This is a genomic window from Paraburkholderia sp. BL21I4N1, from assembly GCF_002973525.1.
Taxonomy (GTDB): domain Bacteria; phylum Pseudomonadota; class Gammaproteobacteria; order Burkholderiales; family Burkholderiaceae; genus Paraburkholderia.
Window position 1 is genome coordinate 124,402 of sequence record NZ_PVEN01000003.1, and the last position, 21,476, is coordinate 145,877.

The following is a 21,476-nucleotide window of genomic DNA, read 5'->3' on the forward strand; positions in this document are numbered from 1 at the left end:
GCGGTAAGCATGACGGCAGATGAGCGCGACGCGGTCTTCGCGTTGCTCGACGATTGCGACGCGACGGCGGCGCGCCGTTCGAGTCGTCTGTACACGGGTTTTGTGCGGGAACGGGTGTGCGGGGATGCCGCGCAACTCGAAGCCGTATGCGAGTCCGTGGTGGCGGATACCTTGCGTGGTTTGCATGCCGTCGTGCTCGCCGATTATGAGTTTGGGCGAAATCTTCTCAACGGAGATTCGCGTCCGCTTCCTAAAACGCAGCGTGGTGATGCCACGCTGCGTTTTTTATTGTTCGAACGCTGCGAGAAGCGCTCCCGCGAAGAAGTCGACGCGTGGTTGACGGCGCGTGATGGCGGCGCGACCGAGCCTTCGGTGGCGGGCACGGCGAACGTGCGCGCGAGTGTGGAGCGCGCGCAATTCGACGCGGCAATCGCCGCGATTCACGACGCGCTACGCGCGGGCAATTCCTACCAGGTCAACTACACGTACCGGCTCGGCTTCGACGTGTTCGGGTCGCCTGTCGCGCTATATCGGCGGTTGAGGGCGCGGCAACCGGTGCCGTTCGGTGCGTTGATCGCGTTGCCGGGAAGCCAATGGGTGCTGTCGTGTTCGCCGGAGCTTTTCATCGAAAAAGACGGCGCGATGCTGCGTGCGCGGCCGATGAAAGGCACCGCACCCCGCTCGGATGATCCGCGGGCTGACCAGGCGGCCGCCGAGTTTCTCCGCAACGATCCGAAGAACCGCGCCGAGAACGTCATGATCGTGGATCTGTTGCGCAACGATCTGTCGCGCGTCGCGCAAACGGGCTCGGTCAAGGTGCCTGCGTTGTTTTCGGTCGAGCCGTATGCGTCGGTCTGGCAGATGACGTCGACAGTGGAGGCCAGCTTGCGGCCCGACACCTCGTTCGCCGGCGTTCTGCGCGCGTTGTTTCCGTGCGGGTCGATCACCGGCGCGCCGAAGCATCGGACGATGCAGTTGATCGACGAACTCGAAAGCACGCCGCGCGGGCTGTATACCGGCGCGATTGGCTGGCTCGACGCGCCCACGGTAGCCGCGCCAGCGGAAAACCCGGCCCTGTGTGGCGATTTCTGCCTCTCCGTCGCGATCCGTACGTTGACGCTGAGCCATGCCGCGCGAACGGGCGAACTGCAAGGCTCGATGGGTGTCGGCGCGGGCATCGTCCTCGACAGCGTGGCCGCCGACGAATTCGCGGAGTGTCAATTGAAAGCCAGTTTTCTGACCGGCGCCGAGCCGGGCTTCGACCTGTTCGAAACGATGCACGCCACGCGCGAGGAGGGTGTGCGGCATCTGTCGCGTCATCTCGAACGGTTGTCGCGCAGCGCGGCAACGTTGGGTTTCAATTTCGGCGACGAAAAGCGGATTCGCGCGCAAATCATCGGGACGTGTGAATCGTTGCCGGCAAACACACCGCATCGCATGCGGCTTGCGCTCAGCAAGAACGGCGCGATCCACATCACTGCCGCGCTACTGACGCCGCTGTCGGACCCGACGGTCGGTGTGCTGCTGGCTTCAGACCAACACTTCCCCACAACCGAAGCCGACGATCCGCTGCTGCACCACAAAACCACCCGTCGTGCCGAATACGATCGCGGCTGGCGCGAAGCCGAGGTGAAGGGCGCATTCGACACGCTGTTCTTCAACGAGCGAGGCGAGTTGACCGAAGGCGGCCGGACGAATGTCTTTGTGAAACTGGCGGGGCGGTGGTGGACACCGCCGCTCGCGTCCGGCGTGCTGCCCGGCGTGATGCGCAGCGTTCTGCTCGAAGAAGACGCAGCGCTGCAAGCGGCTGAGAAAGTGCTGACGCAAGCGGACGTGATGAACGCCGAAGCGCTGTTGATCTGCAACGCATTGCGCGGCGCATTGCCGGCGCGGCTTGTCCGGTAGATCGCGAGCGGAGCGCCTCGGCGAATATCGAGGCGTCACAGGCCGCTCGCCGGAACGTGGGCTTCGGCGCCGAATCGCTTACGGCACGCGTGAACCTGAGCGCATCGCACCCCACAAACTCCCGTGCGACACAGCGATCAAGCCGCCGACAGCTCAACAAAAATCAGAATTGATGCTCGGCGCCAGGAAACGTCCCATCCTTCACCGCATGCACATACGCTTCCACTGCGGCCTGAATGTTCGGCTGCCCTTGCATGAAATCCTTCACGAAGCGCGGCCGCTTGCCGGGGAAAATCCCCAGCATGTCGTGTAGCACCAGCACCTGACCTGAGCATTCCACACCGGCGCCGATGCCGATCGTCGGAATTCGCACCTGCTTCGTGACTTCGGTGCCGAGCAGCGACGGCACGGCTTCGATCACGATCAATTGCGCGCCGGCGGCCTCGACGGCGAGTGAATCGCGCAGCAACTGGCTCGCGCCGGCCTCGGTCTTGCCCTGCACCTTGAAGCCGCCGAACGCATGCACCGATTGCGGCGTCAGCCCGACGTGCGCGCACACGGGAATCGACCGTTCGACCAGAAAGCGCACGGTGTCGGCGAGCCATTCGCCGCCTTCGAGCTTCACCATCTGCGCGCCGACGCGCATCAATTCCACCGAGTTCTTGAACGCCTCTTCCGGCGTGCCGTACGTGCCGAACGGCAAGTCGGCCACCACCAGCGCCGACGGACGCACACGCGCCACACAGGCCGTGTGATACGCGATGTCGGCAAGCGTGACCGGCAGCGTCGTGGTTTGTCCTTGCAGCACGTTGCCGAGGGAGTCGCCGATCAACAGCACGTCGACGCCCGCGCGGTCCAGCAGCGCGGAAAAGCTCGCGTCGTAGCAGGTGAGCATCGCGATTTTTTCACCGGCGTCGCGCATTGCCTGCAGCTTCGGCACGGTGATGGCGTTGCGGCTCGCTTCCTGCAAATAGGTCATGGGTCAATCCGTTGGAAAAGAGGAGGCGGCGTCGCTTACAGCGACGTGCCTTTGACAAAGAATTCCTTGCGACCGCGCATGGTTTCGATGCGTTCGGCGAGTAGCGCAAGGTCCGCGTCGGAGTCGAGCGGATTCAGATGTTCGGCGTTGACCGTCAGCACGGGCGTGCGGTCGTAATGATAGAAAAACTCGTTGTACGCGTCGCACAGTGCATGCAGATAGGCGTCAGAAATTTGCAGTTCCATCGGCACCGCGCGTTTCTGGATGCGCGCGAACAGCACTTCGGGACTGGCCTGCAAATAGACCACGAAATCCGGCGCCGGCGCGTTGACCTCGAGCCGGGCGGCGAGCGCGCGATACAGTTGCCACTCGTCTTCCTGCAGCGTCAGACGCGCGAAGATATCGTTCTTCTGCGTCATGAAATCGGCGATCAGCGGCGTGCCGGACACTTGCGCCGCGGCGACTTCCTGCGCCTGTTGCGCGCGTTGTAACGCGAAGTGCAATTGCGCGGGCAACGCGTAACGTGCGGTGTCGCGGTAAAAGCGTTCGAGGAAAGGATTGTCCTGCGGACGCTCGAATAATTCCTGCATCGACCAGCGTTGCGCGAGGCGCCGCGCCAGCGACGTTTTACCGACGCCAATCGGCCCTTCGATCGCGAGATAGCCGAACGGCGGCCGCAGGTGCGGCGCGGTGACGGTGAGCGGTGGCGAGTTCATTCGCAGCGGCCTTTGCCGGGCGCATTTTCAGCGGCGGTCAATGCGTTGAGCATAGGGCACTGACACGGCCCCTTCACCTTTTCGATGCGTTGATCGCTCACACCGGGCAGCAGTGCGTCGGCGCGGCCGTGTTGCGGGATGATGAGCGTCGGGTCGATTTCGACCAACGGCACGAGCACGAAAGCCCGTTCGATCAAACGCGGATGCGGCACGATCAGATCGGCTTCGTCGATCGATTGATCGCCGAACAGCAGGATGTCGAGATCGAGTGTGCGCGGGGCATTGCGAAATGGCCGCTCGCGGCCGAACTGATGCTCGATCTTGTGGCACAGCGCCAGCAGATGGCGCACGGGGAGCGTCGTGTCGACCTTCACGACGCAGTTGAAATAGTCGTCACCGCCCGCGTCGATCGGGGCAGTGCGATACAGGCTCGACTTGGCGAGCACGGAGATGGTGTGCTGTTGTGCGAGGCACACCACCGCGTCTTTCAGGGTCTGGCGCGCGTCCCCGAGATTCGCGCCGAGGCCGAGATAAGCAACCGTCATGGCATAACTTCCTGCAACTATCGTTCGACGGCTTCAGCGAACGCTCTGTCAGTCTTCGTGCGGGCCATCGTGGTCCGCGCCGGTATCTGTGCGTTCGGCTGGCGTGCCGCCCTCCATTCCGTCGCCCGGCGCGCGGCTTCTGGCGCCACCGCCGCGCCGCCGTCGTTTTCGAGGGCTCCGGTCCTTCCCGCCTTGCGTGAGCAACGCTTCACGCGCGGCAATGTCTCCTTCAATGAACTCCGTCCACCACGCACCGATCGACTCGTCGAGTTCGCCCGATTGGCAGCGCAACAGGAGGAAATCATACCCCGCTCTAAATCTTTGGTGTTCCAGCAGCTTCAGCGCACTGCGGCCCGAGCGTTTTTCGAGGCGCAACTGGAGGCCCCAGATCTCGCGCATATCCGCCGAGAAGCGCTTGTGGATCGCGAGTTTCTCGGTTTGCATGTCGAGCACGTCGTCCATTGCGCGATGCAAGGCGGGGACCGGGTACTCGCCGTTCGCTTCAAATTTCTGCCAGCGCTGCTGCACGTCGTGCCACAGCAAGGTGGCGAACAGGAAGCCCGGCGATACCGGTTTGCCGGCGCGCACGCGGGCGTCCGTATTGTTCAACGCCAGCGTAATGAATTTTTCGCCGATGGGCTGTTCCAGCACCACGTCGAGCAACGGCAGCAGGCCGTGATGCAGTCCTTCCTGACGCAGACGCTTCAGGCAGGCGAGTGCATGGCCCGACAGCATCAGCTTGAGCATCTCGTCGAACAGACGCGCGGCAGGCACGTTGTTGATCAGATCGGCCATCTCGGTGATCGGCGCACGGGTGCTGGTTTCGATCTCGAAGTCGAGCTTCGCCGCGAAACGCACGACGCGCAGCATGCGCACCGGATCTTCGCGATAACGCGTGGCCGGGTCGCCGATCATGCGCAGCAGACGCGCGCGCATATCGGCCATGCCGTTGTGGTAATCCAGCACGGTTTGCGTGGCCGGATCGTAGTACATCGCGTTGATCGTGAAGTCGCGGCGAGTGGCGTCTTCGTGCTGCTCCCCCCACACGTTGTCGCGCAGCACGCGGCCGCTGGCGTCCACCGCGTGGGTACGGCGGTCGAGTTCGTCGCGCTTGAGGCGGCGGGCCGGCGGCGCGTCCGCCGCGGGCGGATCGACCAAGGCGCGGAACGTGGAGGTTTCGATGATTTCCTGACCGAACTGCACGTGCACGATCTGAAACCGACGGCCGATAATGCGCGCGCGGCGGAACAGCTTCTGCACCTGTTCGGGCGTGGCGTCGGTCGCGACGTCGAAGTCTTTCGGCTTGATGCCGAGCAGCAGGTCGCGCACCGCACCGCCGACGATAAACGCGCGGTGCCCCGTCTGTTGCAGGCCTTCGGTCACGCGAATCGCGTTTCTCGAGATCAGCGACGGGTCGATGCCGTGGACGTCGTGCGGAATGATCACCGGCACGTCGGGATCGCGCGCCGCCTTGGCGGTCGACCCGGCGCGCGCGGGTTTGCGGCGCGCCTTGGTGGCGCCGGCGGCTTCGGGCGCGCCGGATCGGTTGCGTGCCGGTGCGCTGCCGGATTCGTCTGCTTCGGTGTCGGCGGGCGCGTTGTCGTCAGCGGGCGCCGAGTCCTGGCCGAATAGCTTGCGGATAAGTTTTTTGATCACGTGGCTTGAAAGAGTTCGAGGATGCGCCAGCCTTTGGCCTGCGCATGGGCGCGCAATGTGTCGTCCGGGTTGGTCGCGATGGGATCGGTGACCTTCTCGAGCAGCGGGATGTCGTTGTGCGAGTCGCTATAGAAATAGCTGTGCTCGAAATCGCGCCAGGTCTTGCCGAGCGAGGCGAGCCACGCTTCAGTGCGGACGATCTTGCCTTCCTTGTAGCTCGGCGTGCCGGTGGGGCGGCCGGTGTACGGCGAATGCGGCTGGCCGTCGACGGTTTCCGCCTCGCAGGCGATCAACGCGTCGACACCGAACGCCTGGGCGATCGGGCGAGTGATGAATTCGTTGGTGGCCGTGACCACGCAACAGAGGTCGCCGGCTTCACGGTGCTGCCTCACCAATTCCAGCGCGACCGGGAAAATGGCCGGCGTGATCACTTCATGCATGTACTGCGCGTGAAGGTCGGCGAGTTGCACGCGCGTGTATTTCGCGAGCGGCGTGAGCATGGCGATCAGATAGGCGTGAATGTCGAGCTTGCCGGCTTTGTAGTCGGCGAAAAAGCGGTCGTTTTCACGGGCGAAGTTTTCGGCGTCGACCATGCCTTGTTTCACCATGAAGCGGCCCCATTCGTGGTCGCTGTCGGTGGGAATGAGCGTGTGGTCGAGATCGAAGAGTGCGAGATTAGCCATGGGGGCCTATTTTACTTGAAGCGGATGGCGCGGCGTGCGAACCGGTCTCCGGGCCGGCGGCCGGCGTGCCGCGCCGCTCTTCCGCGTCCGGCGAAGCCAGCATGGTGCGCAACAGCGGCAGCGTGACCGCGCGCTTCTGTTCGAGCGAAAAGCGGTCGAGCGCGTCGAGCAGCGCCATCAGGCTCGGCATGTCGCGCCGGAAATGCGTGAGCAGGTAGGCCGGCACGTCGTCGGCGAGCATGATGCCGCGCTCGCGCGCCGCGTGTTTCAGCACGGCGGCCTTGCCTTCGTCCGGCAGCGGCGCGAGATGGAACACAAGGCCCCAGCCGAGGCGCGTGCGCAAATCCTCGCGCACCGTCATGCCGATCGGCGGCGCGTTGCCCGCGGCGACCAGCGCGCTGGTGGGATGCGCGCGCACTTCGTTGAACAGGTTGAAGACGGCGATCTGCTGGGCGGCGGATAGGGCGTCGCAATCGTCGATCGCATACAGCGCGACGCGCGGGTCGAAGCTGAACGCGGCAAGACTGCTTTGCGGGCCGGCAAAGCGTGCGTGGCCCGGCGACGCTTCGTGCACGAGTGCCTGCAACAGATGCGTGCGGCCACTACCGGACTCGCCCCACACGTAGAACGTGCGATCGGCGACCGGGCCGGCGGCAAGCGCGTTGTCGAGCTCACGCAGACGCGTGACCAGCTCGGCGTTGGCGCCGGCGAAAAAATTGTCGAATGTCGATGGCGGCGGGGTGCCGAGATCGAGCGTCAGTTGACGAAGCACAGTAGCTCAATGCCGAAAATGAGGCCGGAAAAAGGCCGAAAAACAAAGCCGGAAAACGCGGCCGAAAAAGACGCTATACCGCGGTTGGCCCGGATTTCCGGGCCAACCAAGCTCAATCAGCAATCAGTTGTTGTACAGCGTGCTCGCCAGATAGCTTTGCCGCAACTCGCGCACGGCCACCGAGAGGATCGCGCTCACCGGCAACGCGAGCAACACGCCGAAAAAACCGAACAGCTGACCGAACGCGAGCAACGCGAAAATGACCGCGAGCGGGTGCAAGCCGATCCGTTCCCCGACCAGGCGCGGCGTCAGATAAAAACTCTCGACGATCTGGCCGAAGCCGTAAATCAGCGCGACCGCCCCGAAACCGTACCAGGTGCCGAACTGTAGCAGGGCCGCAAGCAGCGCCAGCGCCAGACCGGTCGCGAATCCGATATACGGGATGAACACCGCGATCCCGGTGAAAATGCCGACCGGCAAAGCAATCTCGAACCCGGCGATGGTCAGCGCGATCGCGTAGTACACGGCCAGCACCGCCATCACGAGCAACTGGCCGCGCAGGTATTGCGACAGCATCTGGTCCATGTCGCGCGCGAGTTGCAGCGTCTTGTCGAGCCAGCGGCGCGGCACCACGCTTTGCAGGCGCACCAGCATGCGGTTCCAGTCGTACAGCAGATAGAACAGCACGAGCGGCACCATCACCAGATTGCCGACCACCGTCATCATCAGGTTGCCGCTGGTGCGGATCGAGGTCCACGCATACAGGGCGACGGTTTGCGCGCTGCCTTCGAGCTGGCCCATGACGAGATCGCGGATGCTGGCGAAATCGAGTGAGTCGGCGAGACCCAGCAGCGCCAGCTTGGGTTGCAGCCACGCGCTCACATGCGCGAACAGCACCGGCACCTGCTGGCGCAATTGCGGCCCTTCCTTCTGGATCACCGCGAGCACGAGCAGCACGAGCAGGGTCATGAGCAACGAGAAAACCAGCATCATCAGCAGGGCGGCGAGGCCGCGCGGCACGCGCCGGCGCACCATCCAGGCCACACCCGGCTGCAGAATGTACGCGAGAATGGCGCCGAGCAGAAATGGCGTGAGCACCGGACTCAGCAGCCACAGCAGAATGCCGACGCCCAGTGCGATGGCGAGCCAGACGAAGGCGCGGCGCTGAACGGGCGTCAGAATCGAGGAGTTCTGTTGCAAAGTTTGCTTCCCAGGTGTCGTCGGACCGGATTAATCAAATTCCAGCCAGCCGGCCGGCATCGGGTAAAATCGCATTTTACCGACCTTCGAGCTCTTCCCCATGAATCAACCGAAATCCGCCCCGAATTCAACTGATTCGGCCCAAGGTTTGTCGTATCGCGACGCCGGCGTCGACATCGACGCAGGCGACGCCTTGGTCGACGCGATCAAGCCCTTTGCCAAGAAGACGATGCGCGACGGCGTGCTGGGTGGCATCGGCGGATTCGGCGCGCTGTTCGAAGTGCCGAAGAAATACAAGGAACCGGTGCTCGTGTCCGGCACCGACGGCGTCGGCACCAAGCTGCGCCTAGCGTTTCAACTGAACAAACACGACACCGTCGGCCAGGATCTGGTGGCGATGAGCGTGAACGACATTCTCGTGCAAGGCGCCGAGCCGCTGTTCTTCCTCGACTACTTCGCGTGCGGCAAGCTGGACGTCGCAACGGCGGCCACGGTCGTGAAGGGCATCGCGCAGGGTTGCGAACTGTCGGGCTGCGCGTTGATCGGCGGTGAAACGGCGGAAATGCCGGGCATGTATCCGGACGGCGAGTACGATCTGGCCGGTTTCGCGGTCGGCGCGGTGGAAAAGAGCAAGATTATCGACGGCAGCACGATCGCCCCGGGCGACGTGGTGCTGGGACTGGCATCGAGCGGGATTCATTCGAACGGTTTTTCGCTGGTGCGCAAGATTATCGAGCGCGCACAGCCGGATCTGAACGCGGATTTCGACGGTCGTTCGTTGGCCGACGCGCTGATGGCGCCCACGCATATCTACGTGAAGCCGCTGCTGGCGTTGATGCAGCAGATCACGGTGAAGGGCATGGCGCACATCACCGGCGGCGGCCTGGTCGAGAACATTCCGCGCGTGCTGCGTGAGGGTCTGACGGCTGAGCTGGATCATCGCGGCTGGCCGATGCCGCCGCTGTTCTCGTGGCTGCAAAAGCACGGCGGCGTGGCGGATGCGGAAATGCATCGCGTGTTCAACTGCGGGATTGGCATGGCGGTCGTGTTGTCGGCGGCTGATGCCGATGCGGCGATCGGTTTGTTGTCGGCAGCGGGCGAGCAGGTCTGGAAGATCGGCGTGATTCGCGAAAGCGCGGCCGGTGAAGCGCAGACGGTCGTGGTTTAAAGGCAGGTAGCCTGCGTGGCGTGTGATTAGCATGCGCCGCGCGGGTTTGAAATTTCAGTGTTTCAACGTTTCAAAGCATCGCCTCAATCGCTTCAAGCACCCGCGCCGTCGCGTGCGGATCGCAGCAATCCACCACCACCCGCTCTGTCATGCCGCGTAGCCACGTGAGCTGCCGCTTGCACAACTGCCGGGTCGCAAAGACTCCCTTGTCGCGCATCGTCGAATAATCGACCGCGCCGTCGAGATATTCCCAGACTTGCCGGTAACCCACGCAGCGCATGGACGGCATCTCGGGCGACAGATCGCCGCGTTCGCGCAGCTTCACCACTTCGTCGATGAAACCGCCCGCCAGCATCGCGTCGAAACGCGTTGCGATGCGCGCGTGCAGCCAACCGCGGTCCGATGGTTCGAGCGCGATCGGCATGAAGCGCCATTGCGCGGCGGCGTCGTCCACTCGGGCGGGCGCGGCCAGCAACACCGACATCGGCTGGCCCGTCAGCATGAACACTTCCAGAGCGCGTTGAATCCGCTGCGAGTCGTTTGGTGCGAGACGCGCGGCCGTTACCGCGTCGACGGCCGCAAGCCGCGCGTGCATGGCCGGCCAGCCTTCGCGGGCGGCATCGGCGTCGAGCGTGGCGCGCACGTCGGCGTCGGCGGCGGGCAGGTCGTTCAGACCTTGCGTGAGCGCCTTGTAGTACAGCATCGTGCCGCCGACCAGCAGCGGCAGTCGCCCACGAGCGTGGATTTCGCCGGTCAGCCTCAGCGTGTCCGCACGAAATTGCGCCGCCGAATAGGCGTCGGTGGGGTCGACGATATCGATCAGATGGTGCGGTGCCAGCGCGAGTTCGTCGGCGGTCGGCTTGGCGGTGCCGATGTCCATCTCGCGATACACCAGCGCCGAATCGACACTGATGATTTCCACCGGCCGCCGTGCGGCCAGCGCCAACGCGGCGGCGGTTTTGCCGGACGCGGTCGGGCCCAGCAAGCACGGGATCGGCGTTGCGATGGTCGAACTCATGGGCGCACCCGCCCGCGTTCAAGCGACGTCATCAAGCGCACGGTCATTGCCCGCGCATGAACAGCCGATCGAGATCGGACAGCGTCAGTTGATACCACGTAGGACGCCCGTGATTGCACTGATCGGCGCGCTCGGTCGCTTCCATCTGACGCAGCAGCGCGTTCATTTCGTCGAGCGTGAGACGCCTGTTCGCGCGCACCGCGTGATGGCACGCCAGCGTGCCGAGCAGTTCGTGCTGACGCTCGGTCAACACGCGCGAACCGCCGAACGCGTGCAGATCGGACAGCACGGCGCGCGCCAGCGCCGGCAGGTCGGCGTCTTTCAGCAGCGCAGGGACGGCGCGGATTGCCAGCGTGGTTGGCGATAGGACAGCGAGGTCGAAGCCGAGGGCGTCGAGCGTGTCGCGCTCTTCTTCGACCGTGCCGATTTCGATCGGGTCGGCCTGCATGCTCTGCGGAATCAGCAGCGGCTGCACGGAGATCGAGCGGTCGGCCAATGCGTTCTTGAACTGCTCGTACAGAATGCGTTCGTGCGCGGCATGCATGTCGACGATCACCAGCCCGTGCGCGTTTTGCGCCAGCACGTAGATGCCGTGAATCTGGCCGAGGGCGAAGCCGAGCGGTTGTTCATCAGCCGCGTTGAAACCGGGCGATGTATACGGCGACGTGTTGTAGGGCGACGGTGCGTCGGCGGCTGAGTCGCGCGCTTCGAAGAGCGTGGCGCCTTCGGTCGCGCCCGCGTTGGGGTCCTTGCGGCCGAACAAGGCGTCGTAGAACGCGAGCGGTTGCGCGACCGGCAAGTTGCCTTGCGTCATGCGCGCCTGGCGCATCCATGTGTTGCCGGACTGGGAGGAGCCGAAGCCGCTGCCGCCGCCGTTGCCGCTGGAGAAACCGCTGCCGCCCGCGCCGATGCCCGCACCTGCGGCCGTACCGAAGTCGCCGCCAGCAAAACCCCCGCTGCCATGCCCTAACCCCGCGCCGCCGAGCGGCGTCGCGCCGAACGAAGCCGGCCCGCCCACCGCCGGCTCCAGATGCGCCGCATGCCCACCCGCCGTGGTTTCCGGCGAGGCGCCCGCGTGCCGCGCCAGCGAACGCTGCACGGCATGAAACACAAACTGGTGGATCGAGCGGGAATCGCGAAACCGCACTTCGATCTTGGACGGATGCACGTTCACATCGACCGCTTCAGGCGGCAAATCGAGAAACAGCACATACGACGGATAGCGGTCGCCGTGCAGCACATCTTCATAGGCGGCGCGCACGGCGTGCGTGAGCAGCTTGTCGCGCACGAAGCGCCCATTCACGAAGAAATACTGCTGATCCGCGCGCCCGCGGCTCGCGGTCGGCAGACCCGCGCAGCCGTAGACGGCCAGCGGTCCGGCGGATTCGTCGAGCGGCAGATGCGCGGTCGCAAACGTCTCGCCGAGGATCTTCGAGACCCGCGCCGGTGGCTCGGTGGCGTTCCAGTGCTCGACCGCCTTGCCGTTATGGAGCACCGAAATCGCGACGTCCGGCCGCGCCAATGCCGCGCGGCGAATCTGCTCGAGGCAGTGGCCGAGTTCGGTCTGTTCGCTCTTCAGGAATTTGCGGCGCGCGGGCGTGTTGAAGTACAACTCGCGGACTTCGATCGTGGTGCCCTGGGTGCCGGCAGCGGGGCTCAGCACGCCGGTTTGCGCGTCGACGCGCACGGCATGCGGCGCGTCGGCGGTGCGGCTCGTGATCGACATTTGCGCGACCGATGCGATCGACGCCAGTGCCTCGCCGCGGAATCCGAGCGTGCCGACCGCTTCGAGTTCGGCAAGCGAGCGGATCTTGCTGGTCGCGTGGCGCATCAGCGCCAGCGCGAGTTCGTTTTCGGGAATGCCGCAGCCGTCGTCGGTGATCGAGATGCGTTTGACGCCGCCTTCGTCCAGTAGAATGCGCAGCGTTTGCGCACCCGCGTCGAGGGCATTTTCCAGCAATTCCTTGACCACCGAAGCCGGCCGCTCGACCACTTCGCCGGCGGCGATCTGGCTGATGAGCTGATCGGGAAGGGGCAGGATCGCGCGCAACGGGCGCGGGGCGGGCGCAGCGGCGGCAAGGGCAGTCGCGCTGGCCGCAGCGGCGGCGCCGTCAGGCGTTTCGGAGATTTCGGACATGGCGAAATTATAGCGATTCGACGCGCCGAGCCCCAGGCGCGCTGAATGCCCGGAGTTTTTTAATCGCGGCCGGGCACTTTCGGTATCATGACGCGGTCAATTTCCGGCGATAGGCTTGTGCCGGTCATCATCGCCTGTGGGTTGTCCACACGGCCGCGCGGTCTCAGGCCGCGCTCATGCGCATATTCGCCTGATTCGCTCAACACGCTTGATACGCTTAGTAAAGGACGCTTCTTGGATACGCTGCTACATTTCGTCGATCTGGTCTTGCATATCGACAAGTTTCTGGGACAGTTCATTCACATGTACGGCGCGTGGGTCTACGCTGTCCTGTTCCTGATCGTGTTCTGTGAAACGGGCCTGGTCGTTCTGCCGTTTCTGCCAGGTGACTCGTTGCTGTTTATCGGTGGCGCGTTCTGTGCAACCGGCGAGATGAATCTCGGTTTGCTGATCGTGCTGCTGCTGGTCGCGGCGGTGGGCGGCAATACCCTCAACTACATGATCGGGCGGGCCATCGGGCCGCGGGTTTTCAATTCGCACATTCCTCTGCTCGAGCGTTTGCTCGATCGCAGCGCGCTGCAGAAAACCCATAACTTCTACGAAAAGCACGGCGGCAAGACGATCGTGCTCGCGCGTTTCATTCCGGTCGTGCGGACTTTCGCGCCGTTCGTTGCGGGCGCATCGGAAATGACGGTGAGCCGGTTTCAGTTCTTCAACGTGGCCGGTGCGCTGTTCTGGGTGCTGTTGCTGGTGTTGTTGGGCTACTTCTTTGGCAACATCGGTTTCGTTCGCCAGTATCTGAATGTGATTGTGCTGGTGGGTATCGGCGCGGCCGTGGTGCCGGTCGTACTCGGTGCGCTGTGGAAGATGCTGCGCAGGAACGGGGCAAAAGCGGGTAGCCGCTGATATAGGTCATTGCGCCTAGTCAGGCCAGGCGCATGAAAAAACGGCGTCGCGAATCGATTCGCGACGCCGTTTTTGTTTGTGCTTCTGAATCTCTCGCGGATGCGTTGTTCAGGTTGTCGCGCTGCGCTTGAACGCTTCGGTCTGGCGGTCGGCGCGTTTGTCGTAATGCGCCCGGTCAGGTCACCGCGCGCGGTGCGAGCGGCGTTTCCGGTGTCGGATACCCGGCTTCCTTGAACGTCTGGATGATTGCGCGATTGGTGTCGAAATAGACCTGCCAGTAATTGGCATTGTTCGTGTAGGGCCGTACGCACAGCAACGGTCCTTCCGGCGTGAAGCTCAGTACTTCGATGTCCGGCGCGGGGCTCTCGACAACGTTCGGAATCTGCGTGACAGCGGCCTTCAGACGATTCATCGCGTCGGTCGGATCGACGCCGTTGGCGATCTTCGCCGTCAACTCGACGCGCCGTACGGGCAGTATGCTGTAGTTCGAGATCGTGGCGGAAAAGATCGTGTTGTTGCCGACGATGGTCGTCACGTTATCGGGCGTCACGATGGTCGTGCCGAACAGGCCCAACTCCGACACCGTGCCGGTCACGCCGCCCGCGGTGACGAAATCGCCGACCTTGAATGGCCGCAGCACCTGCATGAACACGCCCGCCGCGAAGTGCGCGAGCAGGCCGCCCCAAGCGGTGCCGATCGCGAGGCCGAGGCCGGCGAGCAGGGCGGCGAACGACGTGGTCTGCACGCCGAACACCTGCAGGATCGCGAGGATCAGCAGCAGGTTCAGCAGTGCGCCGAGAATCGAGGCGAGGTAATTCGCGAGCGTGGGATCGACCTTGCCGTTGCGCGCCAGCACTTTGCGCAGCAGGCCGGTGATCAGGCCGATGAGCCAGCGGCCGACGATCCACAGGACGATCGCGCCGAGGACCTTGGTGCCGAGGTCGATGCCCCGGGTCATGATGAACACGCGTACGGTTTCGAGATCCAAGATGTGCCTCGTTGGGTAGGTTGCCTTCTACTGATTGAACGGCTGTGGCGCAATACAGCGGCAAGTGCCCGGCGACGGGCGCGAACGGTAACACGTGGTCTTCGGAAGTTATAGGCGACGGCGCGCGCATGCGCAAGGACCGTTCCAGGCGGGTTTGCAGCGTCTATGCCTCGTGGTTGGGAGGTGCTGGCGGTTGCGTATCAGGACGCGCAGGTGGCACATGGCACGCTAGCTATGTGTCGACGCTGCGGCGATTTACATCGGTAGATGCGATTCTGAATACGGCGAGGTGCGAATCACGAGCGTCTTGCTGGCGGGTGTTTTCCTGGGGCGTGTGCGGCACGCTACGTAGTGCCACGCGAACGCGGCGAGCATGGCAAGCCCATATGCGCCGACGCGCCTGAAGAACGCCGCGGGCGTGCAGAACGGGCCGTACCGGCTTTGCGCATCGGCGAACACCAGAAAGGTCAACGTGGTGTCGAGCAGCAGCGCGGTTAATTCCAGCGCGACGAAGATACGTGCGCCATTGAGCGCTGCGCCTGGCGTGAGCCGGCTATGCACGTGACAAGCGATCAGCACGATCGCCAGCAGCGCGAGGTTCGAGAGGATACCGAACAGAAAATTGGACATGTCGACGGAATGAAGACGCAGGGTTTGCGGCATTGCCGAGGTGTTTGCGAGCTGGTTTCTCAGCGTGTTTTGCTGGACCGGCGGCGATCATTGCACGTCTTTACGTCTCAATAAATAATCAGGTTCAGGGTTGGGTTGCTCCGTCAGTAGTGTTGATGTTGGGTGTGGGAAAGTGCCGGGTGTGTTGTGCGATGACGTGGTGGGCGCAATGGGAAGGTTGGACTTTGGTGGAGAGAGGCGGCGCGTGTGACTAGGATGCGGGCGAGCGGTGACGCTGACCCGATTGTGATCGCGGTTCCGGTGATCGATCAAAAGTGGTACGAAACACCGATCTGCAGTGTCGGATACCACCGATAGGACGATGCCTTATCCCGTAGTTGTTGCAGGCCGGTCGCGGCGATTTCCTGACTCATTGTCGGCCCCGCAGCCTGGGCGAGTGCCGGCGACAGCGTGTACGAAGAACGCGGTAAGCCATAGGCGACGCCCACATCGACGACCAGACCAAACCCTTTGGCTGCCGGGCGCAAACCATAGCCTACGCCCAGGTACGGCATGACAGTCGGGTACTTCACGGTGGCCGTCGCATATTCGCCTGGAAAGGCCTGCGAGGTTTTGCCTTTGAAGGTGTAGGTACCGTTGGTGGGAACGGAGTTGCCGCTGACCTCGTCGTCCGTGAAGCGAAGACCGGCGGTGATGCGAAAGCCGCTACTCGTCCACGGAAACAGATCGCCATAGATACCGCCCTGGCGAAGACGCACACCGTCGTCATAGCGATTGCCGCCCACCGTGAAGTTGTGTGAGAAGTTGATCGCATTGAAGTCCGCGTGCACACCGAACCATGACGTCACATTCAGCGCCGCGCCGATGCCCACGCCGAGCGTGCCGCCTTCGAGGAAGACTTCCTGAGCGTGCGCCGTTCCGATCGAGATCGTTAAACCTGTCAAACCTACTACCCAGATTACTTTTGCAGTTTTCATGGGCGCCCCCCTGGGCGGTTGGGCTGCGGGTCTTCTGCCCGACAACCCTGTCTTATGGTCTTTTTTGAACGCTCTACTGGCGCCGTGAAGCGATCATGCGAGCGGAAGACTCGCGCGGTCTGTGAGGTGGCGAACTATTGGGGGGAATGAATGAGGAGGGCGGCGAAATGGCGCGCTAAAAAGAAAAGGGCTTGCACGCTGACGCGTGCAAGCCCTTGAATCTTTTGGTAGGCCGTACGGGATTCGAACCTGTGACCAACGGATTAAAAGTCCAGGTAAATTGCTAATCAATTCAACGGAAATCGAATCATTCATGCACCGCAATTGGCACTGGAAACTGATGGGCGGTTGCCTGCCTAGTAACGCGCCGACCACGGTTTGCGGAGCGGGTATGCGGCCATGTCGGGGTTACTTTGTGGGGCGGTTGCCTGCGCGCGCGAGAGTCGCATCGACGCCGCGCTTAAAGTCGTGGATTTCCTTCATCCAACGGGCCGCGTCGTCGGGAGCCAATAGGCTCTCTCCGCAAGCGTCGCAGAACTCGCCGGTGACATCCGATACGATGGTTGTTCGGCCTTTGTAAGAAAACGGGATGTTCCGCGTATCTCGTACCAACTCGGTTGCGCCGCAGACTGGGCATTTCATTTAAATCTCCGAGTCAGAAACCGGCGAAAGTGTTTGCGGTGCGTAGATGGCGCTCGGACCACATGCGATAGCCCTCAGTTCAGGCCACTGGATTGTTAAAGTCTTCCTTTTTCGTCGTGCCGCCGATAGCCGTATTGAGTATTCATCTTCTGCGGTCAAAACCCATCGTCGTCATCTTCCCCTATTTCGCTGACGACTTAGATTTGTGGATCTGATCGGGCACCGCGAATTTTTCGAAACATCGCGCACTAGGGCGGCAACCCGTCTTGCCTGGAATAGATTTAGTCTGATCGCTGTGCATTTCGTCGCAACAAGTCTGGTCCGACAATCTGATTCGCATAATCAAATATTTGACGCACCTATTTTGTAATATTTCAGAAAGAAAATTGTTTCCAGAAATTACTAAAGAAGGAAGCCACTGTGCCGACATTGGTGTGAGGAAAGCGGAATGTATCCGCTTAATGCATATTGGATCGAGATCCCGAAGCCGTGTAGACGACGGGACGCACAAAAATGGCAAGTCGCTGGTCTGTAGGGCGCGCAGGCAACGGGGGTTGGCTTGCGGTCGGTGGGGTTGTTGCTGTCGTTACTGCAATGCCGGGTATCGCGCTCGCGGTCGGCATTGCTGTGGACGGCGGCACGGTCACATCCGTTTCAACCGCCGCGAATGGCCATCAAACGGTCAATATCGCACCGGCTTTCGCGGGCGTGTCGAACAACACTTATAACAGTTTCAGCGTCGACGCAGCCGGCGCGACGCTCAATAACGTCGGCATTAATGCCAGAACGATTGTCAATCAGGTAACCAGTACTAATCCCAGCGTTATCAGCGGACAGATCGACGTGCTCGGTCCACGGGCGAACGTGATATTGGCCAATCCAAACGGCATTACGGTCAATGGCGGTTCGTTCATTAATACGGGCCGCCTCGCGCTTACCACTGGTCATGTCAGTTTCAAGGACACCGTGCCGGTGGCAGGACTTCCCGAACGGGACATCGTGCTCGATACGAGCACCGGGACCATCGTGGTCGGCCCGCAGGGATTGGCGAGCGCACTGATCGGCCTCGATCTGATCGCGAAGAACGTGCAGATCAACGGCCCGCTTGCCAATACCTTCGATAACGCCAACGCCTATACCCGTATCGTTGCCGGCAGCAGCCAGGTCACGCTGAACACCGCGGTGTCGCCGAACGACAACGGCAACGACTGGCTCACGCTGAGTCCGTCTACCAACCCGGCCACCGCGCGTTCGTTTGCGCTCGACATCACCGCCGCCGGCAGCCTGTCGAGCGGCCGCGTACAACTGATCGTCACCGACCAGGGGCCGGGGGTGCGCAGCGCGGGGCCGATGTTCGCGACCAGCGGCGACTTCACGCTTACGTCGAACGGCTCCGTGCAGTTCCTGAATACTTCGCTGACCGCGGCGAACAATATCAACCTGCAGGTGCAGGACGGCATCGCGATTTCGGATACTCAACTCAAGGCGAACGCCGGCTCGGCCACACTGAGCGCGGCCGGTGCGGTTAGCCTGACGGGCACCAGCCTGCTGGCGAACACCGGCATCGACATCAGCGGCGCGGGTATCGCATCGACACAGGACGCCACGGCGCAATCGGTGATCGCATCGACGACCAGCGGCGTGGTGCTGACCAGTTCCGGCGACATCACCAACATCGGCTCGCTGATCCAGGGCGACCAGAAGAACTCGCTCGACTCAGCGTCGCTCGGCGCGGTCACGCTGAACGCGAAAGGCAGCGTGCTGAATCAGTCCACGCCTGACACGCAGCTCGCCGTCATCTTCGGCAGTGCGGGCGACGTTGCGGTGACTGCCGGCGGCTCGGTGACCAACCAGAACGCCCGCATCCTGTCGAATCGGAATCTCACGATCACGGCCGGCGGCGACGTCGACAACATCGTCGATCATTCGAGCGGCACGAACGGCGGCACGCCGGTCAGTTATTCGGATAGCAGCTGGCGGCTGATTTTCGTCAAGCATCGCGATAGCGGTTTTACGGTCGACTACGGTGCGATCGCCGATCCGAACAAGCTCGCGTACATCACCGCCGCCGACGGTGGCAATGTGAGCATCGCCGCGCAGAACGTACACAACATCGGCGGCTCGATTCTGGCGAATGCGAACGACGCAGGCAACGGCGGCTCCATCTCGATCGCCGTGCGCGATCAACTGGTCACGCAGGCCATCTTCACGGGCCAGGCGTCATATCGCCAAACGTGCTTTTTCTTCTGTAGTTCGAGTTCGTCGAGCACGGTGCAGGCATCCGGCGGCACGATCCAGGCGAACGACGACATCAGCCTGAAAGCAGGCACGCAGATCACCAACACCGGCGGCATTGTCCAGGCCGTGAACGGCACGCTCAAGCTCGATGCCCCGAAAACGCTCGCGCAAGCCGTGCTCGGCTACAGCGCGATCAACCGCACGCACGACCTCAAGGCGTGGTTCGGTAACTCATGGTCGGCGATTTTCGCCGCCGACACCGGTGGCCTGTTCAGCGGCGGCAGCGGCCAGGTCGAGCTGACCGGTGAGGCAGACATCGAAGGCGGCGTATTTAGCGCGCCCGGCGGCATCAAGGCGGCCGGCGGGGTGAACACGATTCGCGTGCCATATCGCGCGCCGGTCACGATCGGCAATCACAACCACCTTGGTCTGGTGTCGTGGTTCGGGCTATGAGGTCGGCCATGAAGCGGACTCTCAAACGCGCCATCAGGCATGCGGTCGAACGCCCCGCACCCCGTCTCGTGCATTGCTCGCTCGCGATTCTCGCCGGCACGGCGGCGGCGCGCGGCTTTGCGCAAACGCCGCCAGGCCTGCCGAATGTCGGCGCGCTGGGTGGCACGGCCTTCGGCGTGCCGGCGCGCGTCGAACAGGATCCCGCGCAACGGCTATTGCAGGAACAGCGCGACCGGCAGCGGCGCGACGAGATCCAGCAACCGCCCGCGCAGATCGACGTGCCGCAGCAGCCCGTCGTCAATCTGCCCGAAGGCGCGGATGTCGAAACCTTATCGGACGTGCAACCGCTGTTCAGGATCGACCACATCGAATTTATCGGCGATACCGTACTCGGCAAAACCGAGCTCGATACGATCGCCGCGCCCTTCATCGGCAAGCAACTGGGCCGCAATCGCATCAACCTGCTGCTGCGCCGCGTGACCGAAGCGTTCATCGCACGCGGCTATATCACGACACGCGCCTACCTCGGTGCGCAGAATCTCGCCTCCGGCACGCTGAAAGTCAATCTCGTCGACGGCAAGGTGTCGGCTTTTACATTGAACGGCCACCCGCTGCGTCCGCGCGATCCGAACGAGCCGTGGTACACGACACATGGCGGCGGCCTGCTGACCGACGCGGGCACCGCGTGGGCGTTCGCCGACAGCCGCGGCGACGTGCTGCGGCTGCCCGATCTCGAACAGGGCGTCGACCAGATCAACCGGCTGCGCCGCAATCAGGCCGAGATCCAGATCATGCCGGGCGAGACACCGGGTGATTCGGTCGTGGCGATCACTAACCACTACGGCGACCGCGTTTTCTACGATCTCGGCATCGACAACTACGGCAGTTCGCAAACCGGCACGCTACGCTATCGGGCCGGCGTGGAAGCAGACAACCTGATCGGTTTGCAGGAGTCGTTGTCGTTCAACTACGTCGGCACCCAGGACAGCAACGCGGTGGTGTTTTCCGCGGCGGCGCCGTATGGGTATCAGACCTTCAGCTATACGACATCGCTCTCCGAATACCAGCAGACCATCAGCGACGTCGCATTGCTTCAGGGACGCACGTTCAGTCAGACGCTCGGCTGGAACGACGTACTGACACGCTCGCGTGCCGGGCGCACCAGCGTCGACGTGACGCTCACCAAAATGCGTACCGAGCGCTCGCTGAACGGTATTGATCTGTCGCCGCAGGATCTCACGGTGTTGCGCGTCGGCCTGAACGGTTTGCGCCGTTTCGTCGCGCACGATCAGGCGGCGGCCGCGACGTGGGACGTCGGCGTGTCGCAAGGGTTGCCGTGGCTTTCCGCAAGTCACGACGGCCCCGACATCGACGAAGTCGATGCGCACAGCCAGTTCACCAAACTCGACGCGACTGCCACGCTGCAGATCGCGCTCGGCACGCTGGCGGGCACGCAATGGACCTATCGCGGCACCTTGCGTGGCCAGTACAGCCACGTCGCGCTGTTCGGCAACGAGCAGATCTTCCTCGGCGGCATGGATTCCGTGCGCGGCTTTACCGAAGGCGGGATTGCCGGCGACAGCGGTTTCTATCTGCGTAACGAGGCCGCCTGGCAAAACGTGCCGGCCTGGCACGACCTGCAACTCGAACCCTATGTGTTTCTCGACGGCGGCAAATCGCATCTGGTCGCCCAGGGCGGCTGGCCGACGCTGATGGGCACCGGTCTCGGCGCGCGCATGCAATGGCGCCACAACGCCCATACCGTCACCAGCGAGGTGCTGCTTGGACAGGCCTTGCTACAACCGGCCGCACTCGGCAAAAAAGCCACGGTGCTGCTCGCCACACTCAACTGGTCGCTCTGAA

The 21,476-nt window shown here is 63.0% G+C and carries 18 protein-coding genes; 5 read left to right on the plus strand and 13 right to left on the minus strand.

The annotated features are described in order from the left end of the window. The first annotated feature begins 9 nt into the window (after nt 1-9). A complete protein-coding gene (gene pabB / locus B0G83_RS10140; RefSeq protein WP_105507312.1) occupies nt 10-1,905 on the plus strand; it encodes an aminodeoxychorismate synthase component I in 1,896 nt (631 codons plus the stop codon). Nucleotides 1,906-2,068: 163 nt separating this feature from the next. Here the strand turns inward: pabB and panB are convergent, their stop codons facing one another. The 7 genes from panB to B0G83_RS10175 form a co-directional block, all read right to left on the minus strand. Continuing rightward, on the minus strand, nt 2,069-2,884 hold the full coding sequence (gene panB, locus B0G83_RS10145; RefSeq protein ID WP_105507313.1) for a 3-methyl-2-oxobutanoate hydroxymethyltransferase: 816 nt from the start codon (nt 2,882-2,884) through the stop codon (nt 2,069-2,071). Nucleotides 2,885-2,919: 35 nt separating this feature from the next. After that, nucleotides 2,920-3,600, minus strand: coding sequence for a deoxynucleoside kinase (locus tag B0G83_RS10150; RefSeq protein ID WP_105507314.1), 681 nt, complete (start codon nt 3,598-3,600; stop codon nt 2,920-2,922). Then, complete coding sequence (gene folK, locus B0G83_RS10155; RefSeq protein ID WP_105507315.1) at nt 3,597-4,145, minus strand: 2-amino-4-hydroxy-6-hydroxymethyldihydropteridine diphosphokinase; 549 nt, start codon at nt 4,143-4,145, stop codon at nt 3,597-3,599. The genes B0G83_RS10150 and folK overlap by 4 nt, the downstream gene beginning before the upstream one ends. 48 nt (nt 4,146-4,193) lie before the next feature. Further along, on the minus strand, nt 4,194-5,801 hold the full coding sequence (gene pcnB / locus B0G83_RS10160; RefSeq protein WP_105507316.1) for a polynucleotide adenylyltransferase PcnB: 1,608 nt from the start codon (nt 5,799-5,801) through the stop codon (nt 4,194-4,196). Next, entirely contained in the window at nt 5,798-6,484 is a 687-nt protein-coding gene (locus B0G83_RS10165; protein ID WP_105507317.1) for an HAD family phosphatase, read from the minus strand. Before B0G83_RS10165 ends, pcnB begins: the two co-directional genes overlap by 4 nt. Next, entirely contained in the window at nt 6,477-7,256 is a 780-nt protein-coding gene (gene hda, locus B0G83_RS10170) for a DnaA regulatory inactivator Hda (RefSeq protein ID WP_105507318.1), read from the minus strand. Before hda ends, B0G83_RS10165 begins: the two co-directional genes overlap by 8 nt. A gap of 123 nt (nt 7,257-7,379) precedes the next feature. Further along, nucleotides 7,380-8,456 carry an AI-2E family transporter gene (locus tag B0G83_RS10175; protein WP_105507319.1) on the minus strand — a complete coding sequence of 359 codons (1,077 nt, stop codon included), beginning with the start codon at nt 8,454-8,456 and terminating at the stop codon, nt 7,380-7,382. Between the two features lie 100 nt (nt 8,457-8,556). On the opposite strand from B0G83_RS10175, the gene purM reads away from it, so the two are divergent. Further along, a complete protein-coding gene (purM, locus tag B0G83_RS10180; protein ID WP_105507320.1) occupies nt 8,557-9,624 on the plus strand; it encodes a phosphoribosylformylglycinamidine cyclo-ligase in 1,068 nt (355 codons plus the stop codon). A gap of 70 nt (nt 9,625-9,694) precedes the next feature. Here the strand turns inward: purM and miaA are convergent, their stop codons facing one another. Both miaA and mutL read right to left on the minus strand, forming a co-directional pair. Next, nucleotides 9,695-10,642, minus strand: a complete 948-nt coding sequence (gene miaA / locus B0G83_RS10185) for a tRNA (adenosine(37)-N6)-dimethylallyltransferase MiaA (RefSeq protein WP_105507321.1) — start codon at nt 10,640-10,642, stop codon at nt 9,695-9,697. A 43-nt stretch (nt 10,643-10,685) separates the two neighbouring features. Continuing rightward, nucleotides 10,686-12,779, minus strand: coding sequence for a DNA mismatch repair endonuclease MutL (mutL, locus tag B0G83_RS10190; protein ID WP_105507322.1), 2,094 nt, complete (start codon nt 12,777-12,779; stop codon nt 10,686-10,688). 234 nt (nt 12,780-13,013) lie between these two features. Between mutL and B0G83_RS10195 the strand changes: the two genes are divergently transcribed. Continuing rightward, nucleotides 13,014-13,685, plus strand: coding sequence for a VTT domain-containing protein (locus B0G83_RS10195; RefSeq protein ID WP_105507323.1), 672 nt, complete (start codon nt 13,014-13,016; stop codon nt 13,683-13,685). 175 nt (nt 13,686-13,860) lie between these two features. On the opposite strand, the gene B0G83_RS10200 is transcribed toward B0G83_RS10195, so the two are convergent. From B0G83_RS10200 to B0G83_RS10215, 4 genes are all read right to left on the minus strand, one after another. Further along, nucleotides 13,861-14,673, minus strand: a complete 813-nt coding sequence (locus tag B0G83_RS10200; RefSeq protein ID WP_105507324.1) for a mechanosensitive ion channel family protein — start codon at nt 14,671-14,673, stop codon at nt 13,861-13,863. 255 nt (nt 14,674-14,928) lie between these two features. Next, nucleotides 14,929-15,336, minus strand: coding sequence for a hypothetical protein (locus tag B0G83_RS10205; RefSeq protein ID WP_374954906.1), 408 nt, complete (start codon nt 15,334-15,336; stop codon nt 14,929-14,931). Nucleotides 15,337-15,611: 275 nt separating this feature from the next. Then, entirely contained in the window at nt 15,612-16,280 is a 669-nt protein-coding gene (locus B0G83_RS10210) for a TonB-dependent receptor (protein ID WP_105507325.1), read from the minus strand. A gap of 408 nt (nt 16,281-16,688) precedes the next feature. Beyond that, nucleotides 16,689-16,922 (minus strand): type II toxin-antitoxin system MqsA family antitoxin, encoded by a 234-nt coding sequence (locus B0G83_RS10215; protein ID WP_105507326.1) that lies wholly within the window; start codon nt 16,920-16,922, stop codon nt 16,689-16,691. Between the two features lie 594 nt (nt 16,923-17,516). Between B0G83_RS10215 and B0G83_RS10220 the strand changes: the two genes are divergently transcribed. Then, the gene (locus tag B0G83_RS10220; protein WP_258167856.1) at nt 17,517-19,613 is read left to right on the plus strand and encodes a filamentous hemagglutinin N-terminal domain-containing protein; all 2,097 of its coding nucleotides are present in this window, start codon (nt 17,517-17,519) and stop codon (nt 19,611-19,613) included. An 8-nt stretch (nt 19,614-19,621) separates the two neighbouring features. After that, the gene (locus tag B0G83_RS10225; RefSeq protein ID WP_258167857.1) at nt 19,622-21,475 is read left to right on the plus strand and encodes a ShlB/FhaC/HecB family hemolysin secretion/activation protein; all 1,854 of its coding nucleotides are present in this window, start codon (nt 19,622-19,624) and stop codon (nt 21,473-21,475) included. Nucleotide 21,476: the final 1 nt, after the last annotated feature.

What these genes read in the sequence shown, in the direction of transcription:
- B0G83_RS10165 (WP_105507317.1), bottom strand. Translation starts at nt 6,484, where the DNA reads ATGGCTAATCTCGCACTCTTCGATCTCGACCACACGCTCATTCCCACC.
- B0G83_RS10225 (WP_258167857.1), top strand. Translation starts at nt 19,622, where the DNA reads ATGAAGCGGACTCTCAAACGCGCCATCAGGCATGCGGTCGAACGCCCC.
- mutL (WP_105507322.1), bottom strand. Translation starts at nt 12,779, where the DNA reads ATGTCCGAAATCTCCGAAACGCCTGACGGCGCCGCCGCTGCGGCCAGC.
- B0G83_RS10210 (WP_105507325.1), bottom strand. Translation starts at nt 16,280, where the DNA reads ATGAAAACTGCAAAAGTAATCTGGGTAGTAGGTTTGACAGGTTTAACG.
- panB (WP_105507313.1), bottom strand. Translation starts at nt 2,884, where the DNA reads ATGACCTATTTGCAGGAAGCGAGCCGCAACGCCATCACCGTGCCGAAG.
- B0G83_RS10205 (WP_374954906.1), bottom strand. Translation starts at nt 15,336, where the DNA reads ATGCCGCAAACCCTGCGTCTTCATTCCGTCGACATGTCCAATTTTCTG.
- miaA (WP_105507321.1), bottom strand. Translation starts at nt 10,642, where the DNA reads ATGAGTTCGACCATCGCAACGCCGATCCCGTGCTTGCTGGGCCCGACC.
- B0G83_RS10215 (WP_105507326.1), bottom strand. Translation starts at nt 16,922, where the DNA reads ATGAAATGCCCAGTCTGCGGCGCAACCGAGTTGGTACGAGATACGCGG.
- B0G83_RS10150 (WP_105507314.1), bottom strand. Translation starts at nt 3,600, where the DNA reads ATGAACTCGCCACCGCTCACCGTCACCGCGCCGCACCTGCGGCCGCCG.
- folK (WP_105507315.1), bottom strand. Translation starts at nt 4,145, where the DNA reads ATGACGGTTGCTTATCTCGGCCTCGGCGCGAATCTCGGGGACGCGCGC.
- purM (WP_105507320.1), top strand. Translation starts at nt 8,557, where the DNA reads ATGAATCAACCGAAATCCGCCCCGAATTCAACTGATTCGGCCCAAGGT.
- B0G83_RS10220 (WP_258167856.1), top strand. Translation starts at nt 17,517, where the DNA reads ATGCCGGGTATCGCGCTCGCGGTCGGCATTGCTGTGGACGGCGGCACG.
- pabB (WP_105507312.1), top strand. Translation starts at nt 10, where the DNA reads ATGACGGCAGATGAGCGCGACGCGGTCTTCGCGTTGCTCGACGATTGC.